Genomic DNA, 26572 nt, shown 5'->3' with positions numbered 1-26572 from the left:
TTAAGTAACCAACTTGAGTCAATTATAGCGGTTATTCAAGCCGCTCAACGTTTATTAGCCGAAGGAATCGTCATGAACCTCAAACCATCGCTGTTTGCCGCAGCCAGCCTGGCCACCGCCCTTGTCGCCAACGCCGCCGACAATGCCACGCAGGTCCACTACCGTACAATGGAAGTTCAGGGCGTCAACGTCTTCTACCGCGAGGCCGGCCCGGCCAAGGCGCCCGTTGTGTTGCTGCTGCATGGCTTTGGCGCCTCTTCGTATATGTTCCGCGATCTGATCCCGCAACTGGCGGCCAAGTACCACGTGATCGCGCCGGATTTGCCGGGCTTCGGCCAGACGAGCGTCATTCCCGGCAAGCAGTTCGCTTACACCTTCGACAACCTCGCCTCCGTGATCGACGCCTTCACCGTGGCAAAGGGGGCGGAGCGCTACGCGATGTATGTGTTCGATTATGGCGCGCCGGTCGGCTGGCGCCTGGCGGTGAAGAATCCGCAAAAAGTCACGGCGATCGTCAGCCAGAACGGCAATGGCTACGAAGAGGGCTTGAGCGACGGCTGGGCCGATATGCGCAAGGCTTGGGCCGATCCGACCCCTGCCAACCGCGAGGCGCTGCGCCGCTTTAATACGCTGGATATGACCAAGTGGCAGTACACCGAGGGCGTGCGCGATGCGTCGCTGATCGCGCCGGAGACGTGGCAGTTGGCCCACGCGGCGATAGAGCGCATCGGCGTTGAGGTACAGATGGACCTGCTGCTCGACTACGGCCAGAACATCAAGCAGTACGGCCAGCTGCATGAATTTTTCCGCAGCCACCGCCCGCCAACGCTGGCGATCTGGGGCAAGAACGATCCGTTCTTCCTGCCGGCCGGCGCCGAAGCGTTTAAACGCGACAATCCTAAAGCCGAAGTGCGCTTCCTGGACTCGGGCCACTTCGCCATCGAGACCCACGGCCAGGAGATCGCCACGCAAATGCTGGAATTCCTGAACCGTAACGTCAAGCCTGAGTGAACTTCGACGGGGTCATGAACTTCGACGGGGTCAAGTCTGACATTCGGACACGGTCTGGGCTTTTGAACTTCGACGGGGTCAAGTCTGGCATTCGGACACGGTCTGGGCTTTGGCGGCGTTGTGGCCTATCGCTTTGATTGCGACGGTTGCGAGCAACAGCTACGGACGGCGGCGACAGACACTACTGATGTGACTGTGTCCGAATGACAGACTTGACCCCGACGGTTGGTAACGTCAAGCCTTGACGATAAGAAGAAAACGCCCCGCGAGCCTTTTGGCTGGCGGGGCGTTTTTCTTTCAGCCGGGCGAAAAACTTATTCGGCCAGCTTGGCCTTCAGCAGTTCGGTCAGCTGCGCCGGGTTGGCCTTGCCGCGCGACGCTTTCATCGCCTGGCCGATCAGCGCATTGAGCGCCGCTTCCTTGCCTGCGCGGTACTGCTCGACCGATTTGGCGTTGGCGGCGATGACGTCGTTGACGATCGCTTCGAGCGCGCCGGTGTCCGAGATCTGCTTCAGACCCTTGGCTTCGATGATGGTGTCGACCAGGTTTTCATCGGCCGATTTGGCTTCCCACATGCCGGCGAAGACTTCCTTCGCCGCCTTGTTGGAGATGGTGCCGTCGGCGATGCGCTTCAACATCGCCGCCAGCTGCGCGGCCGATACCGGCGAGTCGTCCAGGTCCACGCCTTCGCGGTTCAGGGTCGACGAGACGTCGCCCATCAGCCAGTTGGCGGCGGCCTTGGCGTTTTCCTTGCCGGCCTTTTCCACCACGGCGACAAAGTAGGTCGCCATCGACTTGGACGCGGTCAGCACCAGTGAGTCGTATTCCGGCAGCGCGTATTCGCTGATGAAGCGCGCGCGCATGGCGGCCGGCAGTTCCGGCATGGAAGCTTTAACGCTCGAGATCCATTCGTCCGAAATCACCAGCGGCGGCAGGTCCGGGTCCGGGAAGTAGCGGTAGTCCTGCGCGTCTTCCTTGCTGCGCATTTCGCGCGTCTCTTTGCGGTCCGGATCGTACAGGCGAGTCGCCTGCACGACCTTGCCGCCGTCTTCGATCAATTCGATCTGGCGGCGCACTTCGACGTGCACGGCTTCCTCGATGAAGCGGAACGAGTTCAGGTTCTTGATCTCGCAGCGGGTGCCGTATTCCTTCTGGCCTTTAGGGCGCACCGAGACGTTGACGTCGCAGCGGAACGAGCCTTCCTGCATGTTGCCGTCGCAGACGCCGAGCCACATCACCAGCGAGTGCAGGGCCTTGGCGTAGGCCACCGCTTCGGCCGCACTGCGGATTTCCGGCTCGGAGACGATTTCCAGCAGCGGCGTGCCGGCGCGGTTCAAGTCGATGCCGCTCATGCCGGCGTAGTCTTCGTGCAGCGATTTGCCGGCGTCTTCTTCCAGGTGCGCGCGCGTCAGGTTGACGGTCTTGGTGACGAATTCGCCATCCTTCTCGAAACCGAACGTCAGCGAGCCGCCGATGACCACCGGGTCTTCGAATTGGCTGATCTGGTAGCCCTTCGGCAGGTCCGGATAGAAGTAGTTTTTGCGGGCGAAGATCGACGCCGGCGCGATTTTTGCGCCGACGGCCAGGCCGAAGCGGATGGCGCGGTCGACCGCCTGCTTGTTCATCACCGGCAGCACGCCGGGCAGCGCCAGGTCCACCGGACTGGCTTGCGTGTTCGGCTCGGCGCCGAACTTGATCGGCGAGCCGCTGAAGATTTTTGATTCGGTCGTGAGCTGCACGTGGTTCTCAAGACCGATGACGACTTCCCATTCCATATGATTCTCGCTCTGTTCTATGTTAGATGCCGGCCGGAGCGCGGGTATGCCAGTCGGTCGCCAGCTGGTACTGGTGGGCGACGTTGAGCAGCTTCGCTTCGCCGAAATGCTTGCCGATGATTTGCAGACCCACCGGGCGGTTGGCGTTTTTCTCGCCCTGGCCGAAGCCGCACGGGATCGACATGCCGGGCAGGCCGGCCAGGCTGGTCGACAGGGTGAAGATGTCGGCCAGGTAGGCGGCCACCGGGTCGTCGGACTTGTCGCCCAGGTCCCAGGCGACGGTCGGCGCGACCGGTCCCATGATGACGTCGCAGACGGCGTTCGGGCCGTTGAGCACCGCTTCGAAGTCCTGCGCGATGAGGCGGCGGATCTTTTGCGCCTTCAGATAGTAGGCGTCGTAGTAACCGTGGCACAGCACATAGGTGCCGACCATGATGCGGCGTTTGACTTCGGCGCCGAAGCCTTCGGCGCGCGTCTTGCGGTACATGTCCGACAGGTCCTTGTACTCCGCGGCGCGGTGGCCGTAGCGCACGCCGTCAAAGCGCGACAGGTTGGACGACGCCTCGGCCGGGGCGATCATGTAGTAGGCCGGGATCGACAGCGCGGTGTTCGGCAGCGAAATGTCGACCAGGGTCGCGCCCAGCGCCTCGTACTGCGCCAGCGCGGCGCGCACGGCCTGTTCGACGTCGGCCGCCAGGCCTTCGCCGAAGTATTCCTTCGGCACGCCGATGCGCAGGCCGGTCAGCGGCTGGCCCAGTTCACGGGTGAAGTCCTCGTCGACGCCGCCCAGTTCGGGCGTCAGCGAGGTCGAGTCGCGTTCGTCGAAGCCGGCCATGGCGTTGAGCAGCAGCGCGCAGTCCTCGGCCGTCTGCGCCATCGGGCCGCCCTGGTCGAGCGACGAGGCGAAGGCGATCATGCCGAAGCGCGACACGCGGCCATAGGTCGGCTTGATGCCGGTGATGCCGCAGAAGGCGGCCGGCTGGCGGATCGAGCCGCCGGTGTCGGTGCCGGTGACGGCCGGCGCCAGGCGCGCGGCGACGGCGGCGGCCGAGCCGCCCGACGAGCCGCCCGGCACGGCGTTCTTGTCCCACGGGTTCTTGACCGGACCGAAGGCCGAGTTCTCGTTGGCCGAGCCCATGGCGAATTCGTCGCAGTTCAATTTGCCCAGGGTGACCATGCCGGCTTTGCGGAACTTCTCGACGACGGTGGCGTCGAACGGGCTGACGTAGTCGGCCAGCATTTTGGAGCCGGCGGTCGAGCGCCAGTCGCGCGTGACGAAGATGTCCTTGTGGGCGATCGGTACGCCGGTCAGTGGGGTGGCGGTGCCGGCGGCGATGCGGGCGTCGGCCTCGGCGGCCTGCGCCAGGGTCAAGGCGCGGTCCACGTGCAGGAAGGCGTTCAAATCGCTCTTCTCGATGCGGTCGAGGAAGTGCGTGGCCAGCTCGGTGGCGGTGACGGCTTTGCTTTGCAGGAGCGCGGACAGCTCTTTAAGGGTTTTGGTGTGCATGGCGTTTCAATTCAATTCGGGGATGATCGAGGCGAAGGTGTGGGCAAAAAACCCCGTGCGCGCTTGCGCGGATTGCTTATTCGATCACTTTCGGCACCAGGTACAGGCCATCCTGTGTCTTCGGCGCGACGGCCTGGTAGTCCTCGCGGCGATTGGCCTCGGTGGCCGCGTCCTCGCGCAGGCGCAGCGCGATGTTGTTCATGTGCGCCGCCAGCGGGTGGCTCAGCGGGGCGACGCCGTCGGTGTCGACCGCTTGCATCTGTTCGGCCAGCGCGAAAATGCCATTCAGCTGCTCGAGCGCGGTGGCGCTCTGCTGCTCGCTCATCTCAAGTTGGGCCAGTTTGGCAATGCGTGTTACGTCGGATAGGGTCAGGGACATAGCGAATGGCGCGGACGGGCCGCGCGGGGTTTAATTGTTACATTGATAAAAAACTTGAAGTTCTGGCTAATCGCTGGCAAAAGCGGACGATTGCCGCTTAACTTGCAAGCTGAGCCGATACACTTTTGGGTGGATTTTCGGCAAATCGCATTCAAATTATAAGGTAGAATGGCGGGTTGATGCGTTGCCGGGGCTGAATCATTGCCGCCGCCGCTCACCACAGGACATCTTTCTACAGCTTACGCGCACGCAGCGGCGCCACAGGACACACATGTTTGGTTTTTTACGCAGGTATATTTCCACCGATCTGGCCATCGACTTGGGCACGGCCAACACCTTGATTTACGTCCGCGGCCAGGGCATCGTTCTGGATGAACCATCGGTCGTCGCGATCCGCCAGGAAGGCGGCCCCAACGGCAAGAAAACGATACAGGCAGTTGGTAAGGAAGCAAAGCAGATGCTGGGCAAAGTCCCCGGCAACATCGAGGCGATCCGCCCGATGAAAGACGGCGTGATCGCCGACTTCACCGTCACCGAGCAAATGCTCAAGCAGTTCATCCGCATGGTGCACGACTCCAAATTTTTCCGTCCTTCCCCGCGCATCATCATCTGCGTGCCGTGCGGCTCGACCCAGGTCGAGCGCCGCGCGATCCGCGAATCGGCGCTCGGCGCCGGCGCCTCGCAGGTGTACCTGATCGAAGAACCGATGGCCGCCGCGATCGGCGCCGGCCTGCCGGTGTCGGACGCCACCGGCTCGATGGTGGTCGACATCGGCGGCGGCACCACCGAGGTGGGCATCATCTCGCTGGGCGGCATGGTCTATAAAGGTTCGGTGCGCGTCGGCGGCGACAAGTTCGACGAGGCGATCGTCAACTACATCCGCCGCAACTACGGCATGCTGATCGGCGAGCAAACCGCCGAGGCGATCAAGAAGGCCATCGGTTCGGCCTTCCCGGGGTCGGAAGTCAAGGAGATGGAAGTCAAGGGCCGCAACCTGTCCGAGGGCATTCCGCGTTCGTTCACGATTTCGTCCAACGAGATTTTGGAAGCGCTGACCGATCCGCTCAATAACATCGTCTCGGCCGTGAAGAACGCGCTGGAACAGACGCCGCCCGAACTGGGCGCCGACATCGCCGAAAAAGGCATGATGCTGACCGGCGGCGGCGCGCTGCTGCGCGATCTGGATCGCCTGCTGATGGAGGAAACCGGCCTGCCGGTGCTGGTGGCCGAAGACCCGCTGACCTGCGTGGTCCGTGGCTCGGGCATGGCGCTGGAACGGATGGACCAACTGGGCTCGATCTTCTCCTACGAATAATCCAAGACGGGGCCGCGAAACAGCGGCCCCGGTGCTTTGGGTGAGTTGACAGTCTCGTGGGCGCGGGAGCGCCGGATTATTGGAAGTCATGGAATACAGTCCTCCGCCACTTTTCAAGCAAGGCGCTTCGGCCCGGGTCAAGATGACGGTGTTCGCGTGCATATCGATTGCACTGCTGTTGGTCGACGCGCGCATGCGCACCCTGTCGACCGTGCGCCAGGTCGCGGGTACCGTGCTGTATCCGCTGCAGATGGTCGCGCTGCTGCCGCGCGACGCCATTTACGGCGTCGGCGACTACTTCTCCACCTTGTCGTCGATGAAAAAGCAGGTCAATGAGCTCAAACGCCAGCAGATCGCCGACGCCCAGGCGCTGCAGCAGGCGCAGCTGCGCACCGTCGAGAACAACCAGCTGCGCAAGCTGATGGGCGCGCGCGAACAGTTGCCCGTCAAGTCGATGCTGGCCGAGGTGCTGTACGACGCGCGCGACGCCAACAGCCGCAAGATCATCCTCGACCGCGGCATCAAGAGCGATGTCATGCTCGGCATGCCGGTGATCGACAACCAGGGCGTGGTCGGGCAGGTGACGCGGGTGTTCCCGTTCACCTCCGAGGTCACGCTGCTGACCGACAAGGAGCAGGCCATCCCGGTGCAGCTGCTGCGCAACGGCTTGCGCAGCGTCGCGTATGGACGCGGCAAGGTCGGCGCGCTGGAGCTGCGCTTCACCGCCCCCAATGCCGATATCCAGGTGGGCGACATCGTCGTCACCTCGGGCCTGGACGGCATCTATCCTGCCGGCCTGGCCGTGGCGCGCGTGACGCAGGTGGAAAACAGCGCCGGCGGTTCCTTCGGCGGCGTGATCTGCCAGCCGCTGGCCGGCGTCGCCAACAATACCCAGTTGCTGATCCTGATGTCGACGCCGGAGCTGCCTCCGCGTCCGCCGGAGGAAGAGGCGCGCACGCCGAAGAAGGGCAACAACAAGATGGCGCCGATCAAGGACCCTGCGAAGGAGGGCGCCGACGGCCAGGCCGCGCCGGCCGCCGGCGGTGCGACTGGAACGGCGGCGCCGGCCGCCAACGCCGCGCCGGGACTGATGCCGGTGATGCCGCCGCCGCTCGCGCCGAAGGCCGCGCCGGCCGACGGCGCCGCGACGCCGACCGCCACCGGCGCGGCAACCAAACCGACGGCCGCCACGCCGGCGACGGCCGCGCCCGCACCCGCACCTGCCGCGACCCGGCCCGCCGCACCGGCTGGCCAGGGCCAGGCGCCGGCCGCCGCCACCACACCGAAGGAGCCGGCACGATGAATCGTCCACACTATATTCTGCTGCCGGTCAGCCCGCTGTTCATCGCCTTCAGCCTGTTCTGCGCCTTTTTACTGAACCTGCTGCCGTGGGGGCAGTTCGTCGGCGTGCCCGATTTCGTCGCGCTGGTGCTGGTGTTCTGGGGCGTGCACCAGCCGCGCAAGGTCGGTATCGGCACCGCCTTCTTCCTCGGCCTGCTGATGGATGTCCACGACTCGACCCTGCTGGGCGAGAACGCGCTGGCCTATACCTTGCTGTCGTACTTCGCCATCATGCTGCACCGGCGCGTGCTGTGGTTCCCGCTGCTGACGCAGGCGATGCACGTGTTCCCGCTGCTGCTCATGGCGCAGTCGATCCAGCTGGTGATCCGCTTCTTCGTCTCCGGTAAATTCCCGAGCTGGTACTACTTCGTCGAAAGCGTGATCGCCGTGGCCCTGTGGCCGATCGCCACCTGGCTGCTGCTGGCGCCACAGCGGCGCGCGGTCGACCGCGACCATACCCGCCCGATCTGATTCCAGCCCGCCATGACCGAGCTTAAGGACAACCAGCGCGAACTTCACAAGTTCCGTCTGCGCCTGACGGTACTGGGCGGGCTGGTGTTCATTTGTTTCGGGCTGCTGCTGGCGCGCTTCCTCTGGCTGCAGGTGGTCAAGCACGCCGACTACGCCGTCAAGGCGGAGGACAACCGCATCGCCATCGTGCCGATCGCGCCCAACCGCGGACTGATTTTGGACCGCAACGGCGTGGTCCTGGCGCGCAATTACTCGGCCTATACGCTCGAAGTCACGCCGTCCAAGCTGGCCATGACGCTCGACGAGACAATCGACGAATTGGCCAAGCTGGTGCTCATCGAGGTCAAGGACCGCAAGCGGTTTAAAAAGCTGCTGGAGGATTCCAAGCGCTTCGAGAGCGTGCCGCTGCGCACCCGCCTGACCGACGAGGAGGTGGCGCGTTTTTCCGCGCAGCGCTTCCGCTTTCCCGGCGTGGAGATCCAGGCGCGCCTGTTCCGCCAGTATCCGCTGGGCGAGGTGGCCTCGCACGTGATCGGCTACATCGGCCGCGTCAACCAGGCCGAGGCCCGCGCCATCGCCGACACCGACGACGCGGCCAACTACAACGGCACCAACCAGATCGGCAAGGAAGGGCTGGAGAAAAGCTACGAGAAGCACCTGCACGGCACCACCGGCTACGAGGAGGTGGAGGTGTCGGCAGGCGGGCGCGCGATCCGCACGCTGTCGCGCACCAATGCCACGCCCGGCGCCAACCTGATCCTGTCGATCGACATCGAGCTGCAAAAGGTGATCGAGGAGGCCTTCGGCGAGTGGCGCGGCGCGCTGGTGGCGATCGAGCCCGAGACCGGCGACATCCTGGCCTACGTCTCGCGTCCGGGCTACGATCCCAACCTGTTCGTCGACGGCATCGACGCGCAAAACTGGAACGAACTCAATACCTCGCTGGACCGGCCGATGGTCAACCGGCCGCTGTCGGGCACCTATCCGCCGGGATCGACCTTCAAGCCTTTCATGGCGCTGGCCGCGCTGGAGCTGGGCAAGCGCACGCCGCACCAGGCCATTTCCGACCCGGGCCACTTCACCCTGGGCGGCCACCGCTTCCGCGACGACAAGCCGGGCGGCCACGGCACCGTCGACATGTACAAGTCGATCGTCGACTCGTGCGACACTTACTACTACATGCTCGGCAACGACATGGGCATCGACGCGATCCACGATTTCATGAAGCCGTTCGGCTTCGGCCAGCTGACCGGCATCGATCTGGAGCACGAGAAGCAGGGCGTGCTGCCGTCGAAGGAATGGAAGCGCAGCCGCTTCAAGAAAAACGTCGCCGCGCAGAAGTGGGTCGGTGGCGACACCATCTCGATCAGCATCGGCAACGGCTACAACAACTACACGCCGCTGCAGATGGCGCACGCGACGGCCAACCTGGCCAACAACGGCGTGGTGATGAAGCCGCACCTGGTGAAAATCATCGAGGATCCGGCCACGCGCGCGCGCCGCCTCACGGTGCCCAAGGAAAGCTACCGCATCGCCCTCAAACAGGACAACATCGATTTCATCAAAAGCGCGATGGTGGGCGTGACCACCGGCGGCACGGCGGCGCGCGCCTTCGCCGGCGCCGGCTACACCTCCGGCGGCAAGACCGGCACCGCGCAGCTGTTCGCCATCAAGAAGAACGAGAAGTACAATGCGGCGCTGGTGTCCGAGCGCCTGCGCGACAACGCGCTTTATACCGCCTTTGCCCCGGCCGACAAGCCGCGCATCGCCATCGCCGTGGTGGTGGAAAACGGCGGCTTCGGCGCCGCCGTGGCCGCGCCCATCGTGCGCAAGGCGCTCGACTACTACATCCTTGGCAAGCGCTCCGGCGACAAGGACACGACGCCGGTGCCGAAGGAGGACGCGGTGCTGCGCTCCGTGACCGAACTCCAGGCCGAACAGGGCGTGGTCGATGAAAAAAAACCGGGTGCTGAAACCCCGGGCAACACCGAATAAAAGGATCTGCATGCGCATCAACGAAAGGCGTTCCCTGTGGCGCCGCCTTCGCCCGTACTTCACCGTTTTCGACGGGCCGCTGGTCTTCATCATCCTGATGCTGCTGACGGTCAGTTCCGTCACCTTGTACTCGGCCAGCATCGGCATTCCCGGCAAGATGGAAGACCACGTCCGCAACATCCTGTTGTCGTTCCTGGTGATGTGGATCGTGGCGAACATCTCGCCGCAGATGATGATGCGCATCGCCGTGCCGGCCTACACCGTCGGCATGATCCTGCTGGTCGCCGTGGCGCTGGTGGGCACCATCAAGCTGGGCGCGCGGCGCTGGCTGCACGTCGGGATCGACATCCAGCCGTCCGAGTTCATGAAGATCGTCACGCCGATGATGCTGGCGTGGTTCTTCCAGCATCGCGCCGGCCAGCTGCGCTGGCAAAGCTACGCCATCGCCGCGCTGCTGCTGATGATGCCGGTGGCGCTGATCGTGCGCCAGCCCGACCTGGGCACCGCGCTGCTGGTGGTGGCCGCCGGTTTCGCCGTCATTTTCCTGGCCGGCCTGGCGTGGAAGGCGTTGGCCGGGCTGCTGCTGGCCTTCGCCGCCAGCCTGCCGGTGATCTGGTCGCTGCTGCACGACTACCAGCGCGAACGCGTGATGACGCTGATCGATCCGACCTCCGACCCGCTGGGCAAGGGCTTCCACATCATCCAGTCGACCATCGCGGTCGGCTCGGGCGGCATCACCGGCAAGGGCTGGACCCAGGGCACGCAGGCCCACCTGGAGTTCATCCCGGAGCGCACCACCGACTTTATCTTCGCCGTCTACTCGGAGGAATTCGGCTTGGTGGGCAACCTGGTGCTGATGCTGCTGTTCCTGCTGCTGATCGGCCGTGGCCTGATGATCGCCGGGAACGCGCCGAACTTCTTCAGCCGCCTGATGGCCGGCGCCATGACGATGATCTACTTTACCTACGCGTTCGTCAACATGGGCATGGTCAGCGGCATCCTGCCGGTGGTCGGCGTGCCGCTGCCATATATGAGCTACGGCGGCACCGCGCTGCTCACCTTGGGCATCGCGGGCGGCATCCTGATGAGCATCCAGCGCCACCGCAAACTGGTGCAGACGTGATGCGCGCGGAGATCGATGACGCGGATGCGCGCCGCTTCCGGCGCCGCCTCAAGGGACTGGCGCTGGTGGCGTTCATCGGCCTCGGGCTGCTGATGGCGCGCATCGTCTGGTTGCAGGTGGTGCGGCATGACGACTATGCCGTCATGGCCGAACGGAATCGCGCCGCGGCGCAGCCGTCCGGGCAGCCGCCCGCCGGCGCCAACTAAGGGCCGCCGCATGCATTTCAACGACGGGCGCTCGCTTTGGCAGCGCATCCGCCCCCATGTCATGGTGTTCGACATTCCGCTGGCGCTCATCATCCTCGCCTTGCTGTCGGTGGGGTTGGTGACGCTGTATTCGGCCGGCATCGCCATTCCGGGCAAGGTGTCCGACCAGCTGCGCAATATCGCCGCCGCCTTCTTCGTCATGTGGCTGGCCGCGAACATGCCGCCGCAAACGCTGATGCGCATCGCCGTGCCGGTATACGCGCTGGCGGTGGCGCTGCTGATCGCCGTCGCGCTGGTGGGCACGATCAAGGGCGGTTCGCGGCGCTGGATCACTGTCGGCGTCCAGCTGCAGCCTTCCGAATTCATGAAGATCGCCATGCCGCTGATGCTGGCGTGGTTCTTCCAGCGCCAGGCCGGCCAGTTGCGCTGGCAGGCGTATGCTGTCGCCGCGCTGCTGCTGGCGGTTCCCGTCCTTCTCATCGCGCGCCAGCCGGATCTCGGCACGGCCTTGCTGGTGGTGGCGGCCGGCGCCTGCGTGATCTTCCTTGCCGGCTTGTCCTGGAGGGCGCTGGCGGCGCTGGGTGCGGCCGCCTGCGTGGCCATGCCGTTGCTGTGGTCCGCGATGCACGACTACCAGCGCGAGCGCGTTCTAACCTTGATCGATCCTTATCATGACCCGCTCGGCAAGGGCTTTCACATCATCCAGTCGATGATCGCCATCGGCTCCGGCGGCGCGGCCGGCAAGGGCTGGACCCAGGGCACGCAGACGCACCTGGAGTTCATCCCCGAGCGCACCACCGATTTTATCTTCGCCGTCTTCTCCGAGGAATTCGGCCTCACCGGCAATCTGGTGCTGATGGTGCTGTACCTGCTGCTGATCTGGCGCGGACTCTCCATCGCCCTCAATGCATCCACCTTCTTTACGCGCCTGCTGGCGGGCGCCATTACGATGATTTATTTTACCTACGCTTTCGTCAACATGGGCATGGTCAGCGGCATCGTGCCGGTGGTCGGCGTGCCGCTGCCCTTCATGAGCTATGGCGGCACTGCGCTGCTCACACTGGGCCTGGGCGCCGGCATTTTAATGAGCATCCAGCGGCATAGCCGCCGTGTGCGCAGCGGTTCCGGCATCCCGGCTTGGGGTGCGCCGGCATGATGGAGATTAAAGACACCGAGCGCGAACTGAAAGAGTTCCGCACGCGGATCGCGGTGCTGGGCCTGGCGGTGTTCGTCTGCTTTGGATTGCTGCTGGCGCGCTTTATCTGGCTGCAGGTGATCAAGCATGACGACTTCGTGGTCAAGGCCGAGGAGAACCGCATCGCCATCGTTCCGATCACGCCGAATCGCGGGCTGATTTTGGACCGCAATGGCGTTATCCTGGCGCGCAACTACTCGGCCTACACCTTGGAGATCACGCCGTCAAAGCTGACGGCCACGCTCGACGAAACGATCGACGAGTTGTCCAAGCTGGTGAACGTCGAGGTCAAGGACCGCAAGCGCTTCAAGAAGCTGGTGGAGGAATCCAAGCGCTTCGAGAGCGTGCCGCTGCGCACCCGCTTGACCGATGAGGAAGTGGCGCGCTTTTCTGCGCAGCGCTTCCGCTTCCGCGGGGTCGAGGTGCAGGCGCGCCTGTTCCGCCAGTACCCGCTGGGTGAGACGGCGTCGCACGTGATCGGCTACATCGGCCGCATCAGCCGCGCCGAGGCCAACGCCATCGATGAAGGCGAGGACGCCACCAACTACAAGGGCACCGACCATATCGGCAAGGAGGGGCTGGAAAAAAGCTACGAGGCGCAGCTGCACGGCCGTACCGGTTATGAAGAGGTGGAGGTGACGGCCGGCGGCCGCGCGGTGCGCACCTTGTCGCGCAAACCCGCGGTCCCGGGCAGCAATCTGATTCTGTCGATCGATATCGAATTGCAGAAGGTGGTGGAAGACGCCTTCGGCGACCGCCGTGGCGCGCTGGTGGCGATCGAGCCGTCCACCGGCGACATCCTGGCCTACGTGTCGCGGCCCGGTTACGATCCCAACCTGTTCGTCGACGGGATCGACTCGCAAAGCTGGAATGAGCTCAATACCTCGCTGGACCGGCCGATGGTGAACCGGCCGCTGTCGGGCACCTATGCGCCGGGTTCCACCTTCAAACCGTTCATGGCGCTGGCGGCGCTGGAGCTGGGCAAGCGCACCACCACCCAGGCCACCTACGACCCGGGCTACTACTACCTGGGCGGCCACAAGTTCAACGACGACTTGGTCGGCGGCCATGGCTCGGTGGCCATGCACAAGTCCATCGTGGTCTCCTGTAACACCTACTACTACGAGCTGGGTCACGACATGGGGATCGACATGATCCACGACTTCATGAAGCCCTTCGGTTTCGGCCAGAAGACCGGCATCGATCTTTTCAACGAGAAGATTGGCGTGCTGCCGTCGCAGGAATGGAAGCGCAAGCGCTTCAAGGGTGCGGCGGGGCGCTGGGTGGGTGGTGATACGATCTCGGTCAGCAACGGCTCCGGCTACAACGCCTATACGCCGCTGCAGATCGCGCACGCCGTGGCCAACCTGGCCAACGACGGCGTGGTGATGAAGCCGCACCTGGTGAAGATACTGGAGGATGCGGGCACGCGCGTGCGCACATTGACCGTGTCGAAGGAGAGCTACCGGATTCCACTCAAGCAGGAGAACATCGATTTCATCAAGAACGCGATGGTCGGTGTGACCACGGAGGCCGGCGGCACGGGTGTGCGGGCGTTTGCCGGCGCCCAGTACCGCGTCGGCGGCAAGACCGGCACCGCACAGGTGATCACGATTAAGAAGGGCGACAAGTACAATGCCGCCAAACTGGCGGAACGCCTGCGCGACAACGCGCTGTTCACCGCCTTCGCGCCGGCCGAGAAGCCGCGCATCGCCATAGCGCTGGTGGTGGAGAACGCGGGCAAGGGCGGCCTGGAAGCGGCACCGATCGCGCGCAAGGCCCTCGACTATTACCTGCTGGGCAAACGCCCGGCCGGAAAGGATACAACCAAAGTGGAAAAAGAAGACGCGGAAGAAATCGTGCCGGTGGAAGGCCAGACCCTGGAAGAGCAGGCCGCGGCGGCGCGGCTTCAGAACGGCGGCGCTGCCGTCGGCGCGAACGGCACGGCGCCGGCACAGCCGGCGGCGCCTGGCGCGCCGGCACCGGCTCCCGCGCCAGCTCCGGCCGCGCCGGCGCCCGTCACGCAACCGGCACCGGTGGTGCGGAAAAACCAATGAGGATGACGCCATGTGTATGAACCGACGCCAACTTCGGAACGCCTGCGCGGCACTGGCCCTGCTGGTGCTGGCCGGCTGCGGCACCGTGCCAACATCGGACGAGACGATCTCCAGGACGCCACGTGCGTCGGGACCTGTGATCAAGTCGCCGTCCACCACCAGGCCGGCCACCGGCCTGCCGACGCTGCCCCCGGCTAACTCGGGGCGCGGTGGTTACTATCAGGACGATGGTCCCGGCGATGCGCCGCCGGAGAATCTGGCCGACGCGCCGGATGCCGACGTGCGCAACGATCCGCTGCTGCCGCGCTCCAATCGTCCCTACGTCGTCTTCGGCAAGACCTACACGCCGATCACGGACAACGAGCCGTTCACGCAGGTCGGAATGGGCACCTGGTACGGCAAGAAATTCCATGGACAGCGCACGTCGTCGGGCGAGCTTTACGACATGTACAAGATGACGGCGGCGCATCCCACGCTGCCGATTCCCTCGTATGCGCGGGTGTCGAATATGGTCAGCGGGGCGACGGTGATCGTGCGTATCAACGACCGGGGACCGTTCCATGCCAAGCGGGCCATCGACGTGTCGTACACGGCGGCGCTGAAATTGGGATTGCTGGGCAAGGGCAGTCATGAACTGAAGATCGAGCGCATTCTGCCAGAGGAGATCGACCGCATGCTGGCGACGAAGGAGGGCGTGTCGGGTACCAAGGCGCCGCGCTTGCAGGCGGCGTCGCAGTCCGGGGCGCGGTTGTCGTCGTATGCGGGGGAGGGCGGCAAGCAGCCGTCGATGGCGCCGCAGCCGTTGGTGTTGACGCCGAAGGCGGTATCGGGCGGAGGTGGCGCTGCGAATGCCGCGATCACGGCGCCGGTGGTTGCTTTGGCGGTCGCGCCGGCCGCGGCGGCCGGCGCGAAGCCGGAGATCGAGGCGCTGATGTTGGCCGATAGCGTGCCGGCGGCCACTAGCGGGTTCTATTTGCAGCTTGGCGCCTACACGCGGGCCGAGAACGCGGAAGCCGTGCGCGGCAAGCTGGCGGGCAGTGGTTTTTCGATGCTGGAAGTGGTGCAGAGCGGACCTGTGCACCGCTTGTTCGGCGGGCCGTTCGCCAGCCGCCAGGAGGCTTTGCAGGCGGCGCAGGGATTGCCGGCGTCGCTCAGTCTTAAGCCGATCGTGGTTCAGCGCTGAAGCTACACTTATTTGCAGCTGTGGGTTTGCGTGTTCGGGAAATCGGCGCGAATTTTTTCGAGATTGGCTTGCAGTTCGGCGTCGACGTCGCGGAACTGGAACGCCAGCAGCTTGCTCCCGCTCATGCGCGGAGTCACGCGCGCGGTGCGCACGCCTTGCTTGACCAGTGCCGCCAGTTGGTTCTGCGCCGCCGTTTCGCTCTTGAACACGCCCAGCGAGATCGCCCAGCGCATCGGTGAATTGTCGGGCATGACGAAGAAGTTGGTCACGCCCAGACCACGCAACTCCGCGGCTTTTTTGTCGGCGGCTTCCTTGCTGCCCATCGGCGGAATGTTCACGATATAACTCGATATCTCGGTGCCCGGCAGGTTGCGGCGCGACTGGCGGTCGCCCAGGTTCAATGGGGCCAGACGGGCTTCGAAGCGGCGCGCGTCGGCCAGGATGAAGCTGCCGATCTCCACGCACGCCAGCGGCTGCGGCGCGGCCTTGCCGCCGGCGGGCGGGCTGGCGCCATCGGCTGCCGAGGCGACCGCCGGCGCATGGCCGGCCCGCTCCGCCGAAATAATGGTCAACTCCTTGGCGTTGAGCTGATTCACAAGGCGCGCCGGTTCGCGCTCGTTGCCGCTGAAATGACCGAGATAGCCCTGTCCATACGCGAACAGTGCGGCGTTGACGGCTAACAGCGACCAGAATATAAACTTCAGCACGGGCTTCCTCGGTGGACCAATTCGGTTCAGTGGGCCAGCGCGGCAGGGGCAGCGGCTGCTGCGGCGGCGTGCAGGCCTATCAACACGATATTCTCGACGATACGGTGCGGCACCTTGAGCATCGGCGCGATGTAGGGCGCCGCGCCGCCGGAGATGATGCATTCCGCGGCCTGGTGCCGCGCGAACGCGTGCTCGATGGCGCCGCTCTGCGCGGCCAGGCAGCCGCTCAAGATGGCGTCGTCGGTATTGTCGGCGAATCCGTCAGGCAGCTTACCGTCTTGCGCAATTTGCGGCAACTGCGCCGTGTTGCGCGCCAGCGAACTGGCCATCAGGCCCAGTCCGGGCAGGATCATCCCGCCCAGGAACACGCCGTCGGCGGTGATGGCGTCGATGGTGGTGGCGGTGCCGCAGTTGGCGACGATGATGGCATGTCCCGGCGCCAGGGTGTGGCCGGCGATGGCGGCGGCAAAACGGTCGCAGCCCAACTGCGCGGGATTGCGGTAGCCGTTGGTCAGCCCCGCCAGCGAGGGCCGCGATTCGAACCAGTCTATCAAGTTCCCCAACTGCATGGCGGGGAAGGTCCGCTGCAGCACGTACTCAAGGTGGACGCGCAGCGCGTTGCCGGCCACGTTGGCGATGAGGATACGCTCGACCGGTCGCTGGCCGACCGCTTCGCCCCAGATCAGTTCAAGCTGCGTCAGGTCGGCGTGGACCACGGCGCCATGCGCCAGCCACGCGCCGGGCGCGTCACCGATTTCGGCCAGCGCCCATTTGACGCGGGTGTTGCCGGCGTCGATCAGTAAAATCATGGTAATCCGATGGATGAGGGAATGGTGGACGACAGCCGGAGCGAGACATCGCCGGACAGCACCTCGACCCTGCCGTGCTCCGTGTCGAGCATCAGCCGGCCGATGGCGTCGACACCGGCCGCGCGGCCCTGCTGCAGCACCTGCCCGTGGTCGAGGATGACCACGTCCTGTCCCTGCCACGCGTGCAGCAGGTTCCAGCGCTCGGCGAAAGGGGCGAAGCCGGTGTCGTCGAATTCGGCCAGTACCGCGGCCAGGCGGCTCAGTAAAGCGGCCATCAATTCGCTGCGCTCCATTTTCGCCAGCCACGGCGCCGCGGCCACCGCGCGGCCGATCTGTTCTTCCAGTTCGTCTGGCATCAGCAGGTTGATGCCGACGCCGATGACGGCCCAGACGGCGCCGTCGCCGTCCTTGCGCGAAGTCTGCGTTTCGACCAGGATGCCGGCCAGTTTTTTACCGTCGCGCAGCAGGTCGTTCGGCCACTTGATCTGCACCGGCACGTCCAGCGAGGCGATGGTTTCGGCCAGCGCCACGCCGACCGCCATCGGCAGGCCGGTCATGCGGTGCAGCGGCCCCTTGAAGCGCCAGGCCAGCGAGAACATCAGCGCGGCGCCCGGCGCGGACAGCCAGCTGCGCCCGGCGCGGCCACGGCCGGCGGTCTGGTTTTCGGCGATGCGCAGCAGCGGGCCGTCCAAGGTGTCGAGGCGGGCCAGCAGATCGGCGTTGGTGGAGCCGGTTTCGGCGACGACTTCGATCGCCACATGGGTGGCGCTGGTGGCGCAGCGGGCTGCAATGGCGTCCGGCGTTAAGGTGGGAGAGATCATGGTGCGGCCTTGCGCGGTTTGTGCGGCGCCTTGGCGAAGGCGAAATCGTAGACGGCATTCGGCATCAGGCGCAGCACCTTGGCGACCACGCCCATCTGCCACGGGATGACGGCATAGCTGGCGCCGGCGGCGATGGTGCGCGCGGCCTTGGCCGCGAATTTTTCGGGCGCCATCAGGAACGGCATCGGATACGGGTTCACCTTCGTCATCGGCGTATCGATGTAGCCGGGGCACAAGGTGACGACCTTGATGCCGTAGGGTTTCATCTCCAGCCGCAGCGACTCGCAATAGCTGATCACGGCCGCCTTGGAGGCGCTGTACGCCTCGGCGCCCGGCAGGCCGCGTATGCCGGCGACGCTGCCGATGCCGACCAGCCGCGCCGGCGTGCGCTGCGTCCGCATCGCCGCGATGAACGGCGCGAAGGTGGCGGCGGTGGCGACCACGTTGGTGGCGATGATGTTGTCGAACACCGCGATGTCCTCGGCGAACTCGGTCAAGGTGCCGGCCGAGATGCCGGCGTTGGCGATCACCACGTCGATGCCGCCGGCATGCGCCAGGAAGTCGCGCGCGGCCGCCGCGATGGCGGCGTGGTCGCGCACATCGACGACGTAGGCGCGGTGTTTTTCGGCGTTGGGGAAGGAGGCGATCAGGCTGGCGAGGGCGTCGCCGCGCCGGCCCAGCAGCCCGAGGACCGCGCCTTGCGACGCGTATTGCGCCGCGAGCGCGGCGCCGATGCCGCTGGAGGCACCGGTGATGAAGACGCGCTGACCGCTCATGCGCGGACGCCAGGTGGCGCCGAAGCCGTTGTCAACGCGTCTTTGGAGGACATGCTTACTTTTTTTCCGCTTTCGCTTTCGCGACCAGGATATCCATCACCTGCAGGCCCTGGGTGTGCAGCTGCGCTTCGCTGGTGGCGCTCTTGGAGCCTTCGTCGGACATCGATGGCGACGTCACGTACTTGCCGTCGATGGCGAACATCGGCCACGAGTCGACGCCGTAGGTGTCCATCATCGCGGTGGCCTTGCGGATGCGGCCCTGCACGCCGAAACCGCGATAGGTGTCGATGAACTTCTGGCGGTCGATGCCCTGCTTGACGATGAAGTCGAATACCAGCTCGTCGCGGTTCATGCGGTTGCGGTTGACGTGCATCTCGTTGAAGATCTTGGTGTTGATCGCTTCGTTCATCAGGCCCATGGCCTCCAGCGTGTAGAACATTTTTTGCTGCGGCAGCTCGGTGCCGGTGCGCGAAATGTGCGTGCGCTTGAAAACGATGTTATCGCCTTGCTTCTTGACCCAGGCGGTCAGCGACGGGTCCAGCGCGTGGCAGTGCGGGCAGGCGTAGTCGAAGAATTCGATCACTTCCACCTTCTTGCCGGTGTCGACGGGTTGCGGCGTCGGCAGGGTTTTGTATTCGACGCCGTTCTTCGGCTCGGCCGGGGATGCGGAGGCCGACATCGGTGACAAGGCAACGGCGCTCAGCATCAGCGTGCTCAAAACGTATTTCAGAATTCGCATCATTACTCCTGGCTGGGTTTCGTTATTTTTGATTGCGCACGACTGCGACGTCGACGCCGTTTTCAGACAACTTGCTGCGGACTTTGTTCATCGCCTCGACCTGGTTGAACGGGCCGATGCGAACCCGGTGCAGCACGCCGGTGTCGGTGGTGCGGTCCGACAGGTTGGCCTCGAAGCCGAGCAGTGCCAGCTTGGCGCGGGCGCTTTCGGCGTCGGCCACCTCGCGGAAGGCGCCGGCCTGCAGGTAATAGATGTACTTTTCGTCGCCGCCGTTGGCCGGCGTGGCGGTGGCGCCCGCCGCTGGCGCGGCCGTGTTGGCCGGGGTCTTGGCGACCGGCGTTGGCGTCACGTTCGACGCCGACGGCGTGGCTTTCGGCTTGTCGGCCGCCGCGCCCTGGATGCGGTCGACCACCGCCTGCAGCGGATCGGCCGCCGGCGCCTTCGGTGCCGGCGCTGGCGCCGGGGCGGTGGGCGCCGCCGGTGGCGTATCCCTGCCCAAGTCCTTGGCCGCGGCGCGCGCCGCCTCCTTGCTGCCGTACATAGGCTTGTTCGGATCGGCCGCCTGGCCCGCGGTCGTTTCCGTACTCTTGTTGCTGCGCCCCTTGTCGGTGAACGGGGAGGCCCCCTTGTTGATCACCAGCGCGACGACGACGGCCACGGTCAGGCCGATGACCAGGCCGATGACGATGCCGATGAAGGTGTTGCCCTGTTGGCGCGAACGCGGAGTGAGACGGGTACGGAAATTCATTGTGCGGGATATCCTTCGCAATTACATTTTGTTGGGAGCGGAGACGCCGATCAGCGCCAGGCCGTTTTGCAGCACCTGGCGGGTGGCGACCATCAGCGCGATGCGGGCCGCCTTGAGCGCCTCGTCGTCGACCAGCACGCGCTCGGCGAAATAGAAGCTGTGCAGGTTGGCGGCCAGGTCGCGCAGGTAGAACGCGATCTGGTGCGGGCCCAGTTCGGCCTGGGCGCGCGCCAGCGTCTCCGGGTAGGCGGCCAGCGTCGCCAGCAGGGTCGCCTCGGTCGGCGCGGTCAGCGGCGACAGGTCGACATCGGCCAGCGCGGCGACGTCGCCGGTGAACTGTTCGAGCATGCGGCAGATGCGCGCGTGGGCGTACTGCACGTAATACACCGGATTTTCATCCGAGGTTTTCAGCGCGACGTCGACGTCGAACACGAATTCGGTGTCGGCCTTGCGCGAGATGAGGAAGAAGCGCACCGCGTCGCGGCCCTTGGTGATGTCGCCGCCGCCGGACCATTCGATCAGGTCGCGCACGGTGACGTAGGAACCGGCGCGCTTGGAGATCTTGACCTCCTCGCCGCCCTTCATCACGGTGACCATCTTGTGCAGCACGTAGTCCGGGAAGCCTTGCGGAATGCCGACGTTGACCGCCTGCAGGCCGGCGCGCACGCGGGCGATGGTGCCGTGGTGGTCGGAACCCTGGACGTTGATGGCCTGGCCGAAACCGCGCTGGAACTTGACGATGTGGTAGGCCACGTCCGGCACGAAGTAGGTGTAGGTGCCGTCCTTCTTGCGCATCACGCGGTTCTTGTCGTCGCCGTAGTCCTCGGTGCGCAGCCACAGCGCGCCTTCCTCTTCGTACGTCTTGCCGGATTTATTGAGCATGTCGACGGCCGCGTCGACCTTGCCGTCGGCGTACAGCGACGATTCGAGGTAGTAGTTATCGAACTTCACGCCAAAGGCCTGCAGGTCGATATCCTGCTCGTTGCGCAGGTAGGTCACGGCGAAGGCGCGGATCGAGTCGATGTCGTCGATGTCGCCGGAGGCGGTGGCCGGGGCGCCGTCGGAGGCCGACACGGTCTTTTTGGCCTTGAAGTCCTCGGCGATGTCGGCGATGTAGTCGCCGTTGTAGGCCGATTCGGGCCATTGGGCGTCGCCCGGCTTGAAGCCGCGCAGGCGCGCCTGGACCGAATTGGCCAGCGTCTGGATCTGCACGCCGGCGTCGTTGTAATAGAACTCGCGGGTGACCGCATAGCCCTGGGAGCCGAACAGCGACGACAGCGCGTCGCCCAGCGCGGCCTGGCGGCCGTGGCCCACGTGCAGGGGACCGGTCGGGTTGGCCGAGACGAATTCGATGATCACGCTCTTGCCGTCGCCGGCGGTGCTGCTGCCGTAGGCGGCGCCCTGCGCCAGCACGGCCTTGACCACGGCCTGCTTGGCGGCGGCGCTCACGCGCAGGTTGATGAAGCCCGGGCCGGCGATGTCGGCCGACTCCACCAGGCCCTTGCCGGCGGGGTTGGCCAGCAGCGCCTCGACCACCTTGGTGGCCAGTTCGCGCGGGTTCATTTTGAGCTGCTTGGCCAGTTGCATGGCGATGTTACAGGCCACGTCACCGTGCGACGGGTCGCGCGGGCGCTCCAGCACAACGTTGGCTGTGACGTCGGAACCGGCCAGGATCGGTGCGAGGGCGGCCTGGAACAGGGCGGTGATATCTTGTTTTTGTTGGGCGAGCATGAGCGAAATGGCGGCCGGGCCGCGCTAAAAAAATCATCTGAAAGCGAAAACGGCCGGCGCTCTGGCACCGGCCAAACAGTGCCCATTATACTGGTTTGCCGGGAGCGGGGGAGGGGAGCCGAGCGCCCCGCCGCCGTGCAGGCGACCTTCCGCTAACCGAGTTTTACATTCTTGTCAGCGACTTGTCATATGCGCTGCTGTGGCACTACTGTATACTGCGCGATCACGGCTGCCGGCCGCTCTCTGGAATTAGCATATGAACAAGCAGCGTCCGACGCTCTCACTGAAGTCACCCGCCAAGGCGGCAGCGCCCAAGCTGCGCGCCAGCCATGCGCGTGACCTGAAACCGGCGCTGCAAACCAGCTTCCACACCGGCTTGAAGCCCGATTCGCTCGCTTTCAGCCTGATCGGCGCCGCCCACGCGGTGGCCCAGGTCCGCACCGGCACCAATCTGCCGCAGGCGCTGGCCCAGGTGTGGGCGAAAAACGATGCCACCCCACAGGCGCGCGGCGCGATGCAGGACATCGCCTACCGCTGCATGCGCCAGCTGGGCCAGAGCGAGACCCTGATCGCGCTGATGGCGCCCAAGGCGCCGGACCCGCTGGTCGGCGCGCTGCTGGCCTGCGCGCTGGCCCTGATGACGGCGCCGGACGCCGTCAAGCCGTACGAGGAATTCACCGTTGTCGACCAGACCGTGACGGCGGCCGACGCCCACCCGGACACCGCGCGCGCCAAAAACATGGTCAACGCCGTGCTGCGCCGCTTCCTGCGCGAGCGCAAGGCGCTGCTGGAGACGGCGCTGCTGCAGCCGCTGGCCAAGTGGAACTACCCGCAATGGTGGATCGACGCGGTGCGCGCGGCCTGGCCGCAGGACTGGCAGGCGGTGCTGGCGAGCGGCAACACCGCGCCGCCGCTGACGTTGCGCGTCAACGTCCGCAAAACCTCGGTGGAACAGTATCTGGCGACCCTGGCGCAAGCCGGCATGGACGCCACGCAGATCGGCCCGTACGCCGTGCGCCTGGCCAAACCGGTCGGCGTGAGCCTGATTCCGGGCTTTGCCGACGGTTTGGTGTCGGTGCAGGACGCCGCCGCCCAGCTGGCCGCGCCGCTGCTGGACGTGAAAAACGGCATGCGCGTGCTCGACGCCTGCGCCGCTCCCGGCGGCAAGACCTGCCACATCCTGGAGCTGGCCGGCGCCGACGCGGATGTCCATGTGACGGCGCTCGACGCCGACCCCAAGCGCCTGGCGCGGGTCGAGGAAAATCTGCAGCGATTGCAGCTGGAAGCCGCATTGCAGGCCGCCGACGCGCAAACGTCGAGCTGGTGGGACGGCAAACCGTTCGACCGCATCCTGGCCGACGTGCCGTGCACCGCCTCCGGCATCGTGCGCCGCCACCCGGATATCCGCTGGCTGCGCCGCAAGGGCGACACGCTCCAACTTGCAACACTTTCGGCCAAAATCCTCGACAACCTTTGGCAGATGCTCGCCCCGGATGGTAAATTGCTGTTCGTAACGTGTTCCCTGTGGCCGCAGGAATCGGAAGCGCAGGCGGCCGCCTTCGCCGTGCGCAACAATGCGGTGCGGCTCGACGCGCCCGGTCAATTGCTGCCGGCCGGCGGCGACGGCCAGGACCACGACGGTTTGTTCTACGCGCTTTTCCAGAAAAATGCGTAAGCGTTTTGCCTGTTTATTTAGAGCATTCCCTGTCGCACCCCCGCGTATTACGCACCTATTGAGCACCGGCCCACACGTGATACAACGATTTTTTCGCCTGCTGATCGGGCCCTTGCTGCTGATACTGGCCTGCGCGCTGCCGCAGGCGGCCAGCGCTGCCGACGGCGTCGAGATCAAGCGGGCGTATGTCGAGGCCACCGACGAGGGCTACCGCCTGTCGGCCAATTACGGTTTCGACCTCAGCCACGGGCTGGAAGACACCCTGCAATACGGCGTGGTGCTGTATTTCACCACCAGCATCGAATTCACCCGTCCGCGCTGGTACTGGTTCGACGAGAAGGCCATTGTTGCGCGCCAGACCATCAGCCTGTCGTACAACGTGCTCACGCGCCAATACCACGTGGCCGTCATCGGCAGCGTGCGGCAAAGTTTCTCCTCGCTGGACGACGCGCTGTTCCTGATCCGCCGCCCCAACCGCTGGATCGTCGCGCCGCGCGGCGCGCTCAAGGTCGGCGAGACCTACAGCGTCAAGCTGAGCATGGGGCTGGACCCGAACTACCTGCCCAAGCCGATCCAGATCAACGCCCTCAATAATAATGAATGGCGCCTGGCGTCCGATAAGAAAACCTTCCTCTACAGGGCCGAGTAGGTGAGCACAGCGCTCCGGTACTTTGCCGTCATCGGCGGCGCCGTCGTCAGCATCCTGCTGTTCCTGCTCGCCTCGGCCTCCGACAATTCCGGCTTTTTCGACCGCTACTACGCCTGGCTGCTGGGCCTGAACGCGGCGGTGGCCGTGGCGCTGCTGCTGCTGGTGGCGGTGTCGCTGTTCCGCCTGTATGCGCGCTACAAAAGCGGCAAGTTCGGCTCCAAGCTGATGACGCGGCTGGTGCTGCTGTTTGCCGCCGTCGGCGTGCTGCCGGGACTGGTGATCTTCCTGGTGTCGGTGCAGTTCGTCTCCCATTCGATCGAATCGTGGTTCAATGTGCCGGTCGAGGAGGCGCTCGAATCGGGCATCAACCTGAGCCGCGAAGGCCTGGACCGCTCGCTCAACGAGCTGACCGCCACCGCCGCCCGCACCACGCAGCGCCTGGCCGGCGAGGGCGACGGCACCGAGCGCCTGATCCTGGCCCAGCTGGTCAAGGAGCAGCCCGGCATGCAGAACGCCATCATCGTCGACGCCGAGGGCGGGCTGGTGGTCAGCGCCCGCGCCAGCCGTAGCGGCAACCTGAGCGCCGACCTGCCGACCCGCGAAATGATGGCCAAGGCCAAGAGCGACGAATCCTACGGCGCGCCCGAGGGCGGCAACGAACTGCGCAGCGACCTGGTCGACGCGCCCGTCAACGCCCAGGACAGCCTCAGCCAGCTGCGATTGCGGGTGGTGATGGCCATTCCCGACCGCGTGCGGCCCAACGGCACCCAGCTGGCGCCGCGCTACCTGCAACTGATCCAGCTGGCGCCGGCGCAACTGGCGGCCGACGGCGAGACCATCCGCAGCGCCTATTCCAACTACAAGGAGCGCTTCGTCGCCCGCGTCGGCCTGCGCAAAATGTACATCGTCACCTTGACGCTGACGTTGCTGCTGGCCGTGTTCGGCGCCATCGCCAGCGCCTTCCTGATCGCCAGCGACCTGGCGCAGCCGCTGCTGCTGCTGGCCGAGGGCACGCGCGCGGTAGCCGAGGGCGACCTGTCGCCGCGCCCGATCGTCGCCACCTCCGACGAGCTCGGCACGTTGACGCAGTCGTTCAACACGATGACGCGCCAGCTGTCGGACGCCCGCAGCGCCGTCGAGCGCAACCGCGCCGCCCTGCAAAACGCCAAGGCCCACCTGGAATCGGTGCTGGCCAATATGTCGGCCGGCGTGATGGTGCTGGACCACGAGTTCCATCTGATTAGCTTCAACGATTCGGTCGAGCGCATCCTGCAGCAGGCCGGCGTGACGATGATCGGGCGCAAGCTCAACGAGGTCGAGGGCATGCAGGAATTCGGCGCCGCCATCGTCGCCGCGTTCGCCGCGCAAAGCGCGCAGTCGGCCGCGGGCCGCAACCTGCAGCGCATGCACTGGCAGCGCCAGATCGAGGTGCCGCGCCGCTCCGCCAGCCTGGACGACAACGACCTGACCCTGCTGACGCGCGGCTCGCGCCTGCCGATCGAGGGCGGCAGCGGCTACCTCGTGGTGTTCGACGATATCTCCGACGTCATCTCGGCGCAGCGCTCGATCGCTTGGGGCGAAGTGGCGCGCCGCCTGGCCCACGAGATCAAGAATCCGCTGACGCCGATCCAGTTGTCAGCCGAACGCCTGCAAATGAAACTTGAGGGTAAGCTGGCGCCGGACGACGTGCTGCTGCTCAACAAGGGAACCGCGACCATCGTCAACCAGGTGGCGGCGATGAAGCGCATGGTCGACGATTTCCGCGACTACGCGCGCACGCCGCCGGCGGTGCTTGAGCCGCTCGACCTGAACGCGCTGGTCGAGGAAATCCTGCACCTGTACGTCAGCGGCGAGGGCGACGACATCATCCATCCGCAGCTGGCCGCCGGCCTGCCGCTGGTGATGGGCGACGCCACGCAGCTGCGCCAGGTGATCCACAACCTGCTGCAAAACGCCCAGGATGCGATGGCCGAGCAGGCGGCCGGGCGGCCGGACGTGCAGCCGCGCATTGACGTCGTCAGCGAAGCCATCCATTATCAGGGTGCGGACGGCGGCACGCGCGTGGCGGTGCGGTTGGCAATCGTCGACAACGGTCCGGGGTTCGCGCCCAAGATCCTGGCGCGGGCGTTCGAGCCGTACGTGACGTCGAAGGCGCGCGGCACCGGCTTGGGGTTGGCGATGGTAAAGAAAATTATCGACGAGCATGGCGGCAGGATTGATATCCAGAATCATGTCGATGGAAGTGGCGCGTCTATACTGATTTTGCTGTTAAAGTTAGCGCCGACGACGCACAATACTTAAAGTTAAGTTCAATACAAAATCATTTGCCGCATCGATGGCGAAAATGAGGAAGGCAAGG

The 26572-nt window shown here is 65.3% G+C and carries 23 protein-coding genes; 13 read left to right on the top strand and 10 right to left on the bottom strand.

Annotated features, from left to right (window positions below; translation table 11 throughout):
- Window positions 1–72 precede the first annotated feature (72 nt).
- Complete coding sequence (locus tag NHH73_27520) at window positions 73–1011, top strand: alpha/beta hydrolase (protein USX26268.1); 939 nt, start codon at window positions 73–75, stop codon at window positions 1009–1011.
- 314 nt (window positions 1012–1325) lie between these two features.
- On the opposite strand, the gene gatB is transcribed toward NHH73_27520, so the two are convergent.
- The 3 genes from gatB to gatC all read right to left on the bottom strand — a co-directional run bounded on the left by gatB (window position 1326) and on the right by gatC (window position 4672).
- Complete coding sequence (gatB, locus tag NHH73_27515) at window positions 1326–2786, bottom strand: Asp-tRNA(Asn)/Glu-tRNA(Gln) amidotransferase subunit GatB (GenBank protein USX26267.1); 1461 nt, start codon at window positions 2784–2786, stop codon at window positions 1326–1328.
- A gap of 22 nt (window positions 2787–2808) precedes the next feature.
- Window positions 2809–4293 (bottom strand): Asp-tRNA(Asn)/Glu-tRNA(Gln) amidotransferase subunit GatA, encoded by a 1485-nt coding sequence (gene gatA, locus NHH73_27510; protein USX26266.1) that lies wholly within the window; start codon window positions 4291–4293, stop codon window positions 2809–2811.
- A gap of 76 nt (window positions 4294–4369) precedes the next feature.
- Window positions 4370–4672 carry an Asp-tRNA(Asn)/Glu-tRNA(Gln) amidotransferase subunit GatC gene (gatC, locus tag NHH73_27505; GenBank protein USX26265.1) on the bottom strand — a complete coding sequence of 101 codons (303 nt, stop codon included), beginning with the start codon at window positions 4670–4672 and terminating at the stop codon, window positions 4370–4372.
- Window positions 4673–4943: 271 nt separating this feature from the next.
- Between gatC and NHH73_27500 the strand changes: the two genes are divergently transcribed.
- From NHH73_27500 to NHH73_27460, 9 genes are all read left to right on the top strand, one after another.
- Complete coding sequence (locus NHH73_27500; GenBank protein ID USX26264.1) at window positions 4944–5987, top strand: rod shape-determining protein; 1044 nt, start codon at window positions 4944–4946, stop codon at window positions 5985–5987.
- 88 nt (window positions 5988–6075) lie between these two features.
- Window positions 6076–7290, top strand: a complete 1215-nt coding sequence (gene mreC / locus NHH73_27495; GenBank protein USX26263.1) for a rod shape-determining protein MreC — start codon at window positions 6076–6078, stop codon at window positions 7288–7290.
- Window positions 7287–7799: a rod shape-determining protein MreD gene (gene mreD / locus NHH73_27490; protein ID USX26262.1), complete on the top strand. Its 513-nt coding sequence runs from the start codon at window positions 7287–7289 to the stop codon at window positions 7797–7799. The genes mreC and mreD overlap by 4 nt, the downstream gene beginning before the upstream one ends.
- A 12-nt stretch (window positions 7800–7811) precedes the next feature.
- The gene (mrdA, locus tag NHH73_27485; protein USX26261.1) at window positions 7812–9794 is read left to right on the top strand and encodes a penicillin-binding protein 2; all 1983 of its coding nucleotides are present in this window, start codon (window positions 7812–7814) and stop codon (window positions 9792–9794) included.
- A 10-nt stretch (window positions 9795–9804) separates the two neighbouring features.
- Window positions 9805–10917: a rod shape-determining protein RodA gene (rodA, locus tag NHH73_27480; protein USX26260.1), complete on the top strand. Its 1113-nt coding sequence runs from the start codon at window positions 9805–9807 to the stop codon at window positions 10915–10917.
- Complete coding sequence (locus NHH73_27475) at window positions 10917–11123, top strand: hypothetical protein (GenBank protein USX26259.1); 207 nt, start codon at window positions 10917–10919, stop codon at window positions 11121–11123. Before rodA (NHH73_27480) ends, NHH73_27475 begins: the two co-directional genes overlap by 1 nt.
- Window positions 11124–11133: 10 nt before the next feature.
- Window positions 11134–12279 (top strand): rod shape-determining protein RodA, encoded by a 1146-nt coding sequence (rodA, locus tag NHH73_27470; protein USX26258.1) that lies wholly within the window; start codon window positions 11134–11136, stop codon window positions 12277–12279.
- Entirely contained in the window at window positions 12276–14375 is a 2100-nt protein-coding gene (gene mrdA, locus NHH73_27465) for a penicillin-binding protein 2 (GenBank protein ID USX26257.1), read from the top strand. The genes rodA (NHH73_27470) and mrdA (NHH73_27465) overlap by 4 nt, the downstream gene beginning before the upstream one ends.
- A gap of 10 nt (window positions 14376–14385) precedes the next feature.
- On the top strand, window positions 14386–15558 hold the full coding sequence (locus NHH73_27460; GenBank protein ID USX26256.1) for a septal ring lytic transglycosylase RlpA family protein: 1173 nt from the start codon (window positions 14386–14388) through the stop codon (window positions 15556–15558).
- Between the two features lie 8 nt (window positions 15559–15566).
- On the opposite strand, the gene NHH73_27455 is transcribed toward NHH73_27460, so the two are convergent.
- From NHH73_27455 to argS, 7 genes are read right to left on the bottom strand one after another with little or no spacing between them, the layout of a single operon-like run.
- The gene (locus NHH73_27455; GenBank protein USX26255.1) at window positions 15567–16265 is read right to left on the bottom strand and encodes an SPOR domain-containing protein; all 699 of its coding nucleotides are present in this window, start codon (window positions 16263–16265) and stop codon (window positions 15567–15569) included.
- Window positions 16266–16291: 26 nt separating this feature from the next.
- Window positions 16292–17074: a type III pantothenate kinase gene (locus NHH73_27450; GenBank protein ID USX26254.1), complete on the bottom strand. Its 783-nt coding sequence runs from the start codon at window positions 17072–17074 to the stop codon at window positions 16292–16294.
- The gene (locus NHH73_27445; GenBank protein ID USX26253.1) at window positions 17071–17895 is read right to left on the bottom strand and encodes a biotin--[acetyl-CoA-carboxylase] ligase; all 825 of its coding nucleotides are present in this window, start codon (window positions 17893–17895) and stop codon (window positions 17071–17073) included. The genes NHH73_27450 and NHH73_27445 overlap by 4 nt, the downstream gene beginning before the upstream one ends.
- A complete protein-coding gene (locus tag NHH73_27440) occupies window positions 17892–18671 on the bottom strand; it encodes an SDR family oxidoreductase (GenBank protein USX26252.1) in 780 nt (259 codons plus the stop codon). Before NHH73_27440 ends, NHH73_27445 begins: the two co-directional genes overlap by 4 nt.
- A gap of 55 nt (window positions 18672–18726) precedes the next feature.
- Window positions 18727–19410, bottom strand: a complete 684-nt coding sequence (locus NHH73_27435) for a thiol:disulfide interchange protein DsbA/DsbL (protein USX26251.1) — start codon at window positions 19408–19410, stop codon at window positions 18727–18729.
- 22 nt (window positions 19411–19432) lie between these two features.
- Window positions 19433–20158 (bottom strand): SPOR domain-containing protein, encoded by a 726-nt coding sequence (locus NHH73_27430; protein USX26250.1) that lies wholly within the window; start codon window positions 20156–20158, stop codon window positions 19433–19435.
- A 21-nt stretch (window positions 20159–20179) separates the two neighbouring features.
- Window positions 20180–21889 (bottom strand): arginine--tRNA ligase, encoded by a 1710-nt coding sequence (gene argS, locus NHH73_27425; protein ID USX26249.1) that lies wholly within the window; start codon window positions 21887–21889, stop codon window positions 20180–20182.
- Between the two features lie 256 nt (window positions 21890–22145).
- Between argS and rsmB the strand changes: the two genes are divergently transcribed.
- From rsmB to NHH73_27410, 3 genes are read left to right on the top strand one after another with little or no spacing between them, the layout of a single operon-like run.
- Complete coding sequence (gene rsmB / locus NHH73_27420) at window positions 22146–23564, top strand: 16S rRNA (cytosine(967)-C(5))-methyltransferase RsmB (protein USX26248.1); 1419 nt, start codon at window positions 22146–22148, stop codon at window positions 23562–23564.
- Window positions 23557–24213, top strand: a complete 657-nt coding sequence (locus NHH73_27415; protein ID USX26247.1) for a DUF4390 domain-containing protein — start codon at window positions 23557–23559, stop codon at window positions 24211–24213. The genes rsmB and NHH73_27415 overlap by 8 nt, the downstream gene beginning before the upstream one ends.
- On the top strand, window positions 24214–26514 hold the full coding sequence (locus NHH73_27410; protein USX26246.1) for an ATP-binding protein: 2301 nt from the start codon (window positions 24214–24216) through the stop codon (window positions 26512–26514). It abuts the gene before it with no gap.
- The last annotated feature ends 58 nt before the right edge of the window (window positions 26515–26572 follow it).

Source organism: Oxalobacteraceae bacterium OTU3CINTB1 (assembly GCA_024123955.1).
Lineage (GTDB): Bacteria > Pseudomonadota > Gammaproteobacteria > Burkholderiales > Burkholderiaceae_D > Rugamonas.
The sequence above is the reverse complement of the archived record's forward strand: the minus strand, read 5'-3'. Positions and strand labels throughout refer to the sequence as shown.

Coding starts and splice junctions, on each gene's coding strand:
- NHH73_27520 (USX26268.1), top strand. CDS start 73: ATGAACCTCAAACCATCGCTGTTTGCCGCAGCCAGCCTGGCCACCGCC.
- gatB (USX26267.1), bottom strand. CDS start 2,786: ATGGAATGGGAAGTCGTCATCGGTCTTGAGAACCACGTGCAGCTCACG.
- gatA (USX26266.1), bottom strand. CDS start 4,293: ATGCACACCAAAACCCTTAAAGAGCTGTCCGCGCTCCTGCAAAGCAAA.
- gatC (USX26265.1), bottom strand. CDS start 4,672: ATGTCCCTGACCCTATCCGACGTAACACGCATTGCCAAACTGGCCCAA.
- NHH73_27500 (USX26264.1), top strand. CDS start 4,944: ATGTTTGGTTTTTTACGCAGGTATATTTCCACCGATCTGGCCATCGAC.
- mreC (USX26263.1), top strand. CDS start 6,076: ATGGAATACAGTCCTCCGCCACTTTTCAAGCAAGGCGCTTCGGCCCGG.
- mreD (USX26262.1), top strand. CDS start 7,287: ATGAATCGTCCACACTATATTCTGCTGCCGGTCAGCCCGCTGTTCATC.
- mrdA (USX26261.1), top strand. CDS start 7,812: ATGACCGAGCTTAAGGACAACCAGCGCGAACTTCACAAGTTCCGTCTG.
- rodA (USX26260.1), top strand. CDS start 9,805: ATGCGCATCAACGAAAGGCGTTCCCTGTGGCGCCGCCTTCGCCCGTAC.
- NHH73_27475 (USX26259.1), top strand. CDS start 10,917: ATGCGCGCGGAGATCGATGACGCGGATGCGCGCCGCTTCCGGCGCCGC.
- rodA (USX26258.1), top strand. CDS start 11,134: ATGCATTTCAACGACGGGCGCTCGCTTTGGCAGCGCATCCGCCCCCAT.
- mrdA (USX26257.1), top strand. CDS start 12,276: ATGATGGAGATTAAAGACACCGAGCGCGAACTGAAAGAGTTCCGCACG.
- NHH73_27460 (USX26256.1), top strand. CDS start 14,386: ATGTGTATGAACCGACGCCAACTTCGGAACGCCTGCGCGGCACTGGCC.
- NHH73_27450 (USX26254.1), bottom strand. CDS start 17,074: ATGATTTTACTGATCGACGCCGGCAACACCCGCGTCAAATGGGCGCTG.
- NHH73_27445 (USX26253.1), bottom strand. CDS start 17,895: ATGATCTCTCCCACCTTAACGCCGGACGCCATTGCAGCCCGCTGCGCC.
- NHH73_27440 (USX26252.1), bottom strand. CDS start 18,671: ATGAGCGGTCAGCGCGTCTTCATCACCGGTGCCTCCAGCGGCATCGGC.
- NHH73_27435 (USX26251.1), bottom strand. CDS start 19,410: ATGCGAATTCTGAAATACGTTTTGAGCACGCTGATGCTGAGCGCCGTT.
- NHH73_27430 (USX26250.1), bottom strand. CDS start 20,158: ATGAATTTCCGTACCCGTCTCACTCCGCGTTCGCGCCAACAGGGCAAC.
- argS (USX26249.1), bottom strand. CDS start 21,889: ATGCTCGCCCAACAAAAACAAGATATCACCGCCCTGTTCCAGGCCGCC.
- rsmB (USX26248.1), top strand. CDS start 22,146: ATGAACAAGCAGCGTCCGACGCTCTCACTGAAGTCACCCGCCAAGGCG.
- NHH73_27415 (USX26247.1), top strand. CDS start 23,557: ATGCGTAAGCGTTTTGCCTGTTTATTTAGAGCATTCCCTGTCGCACCC.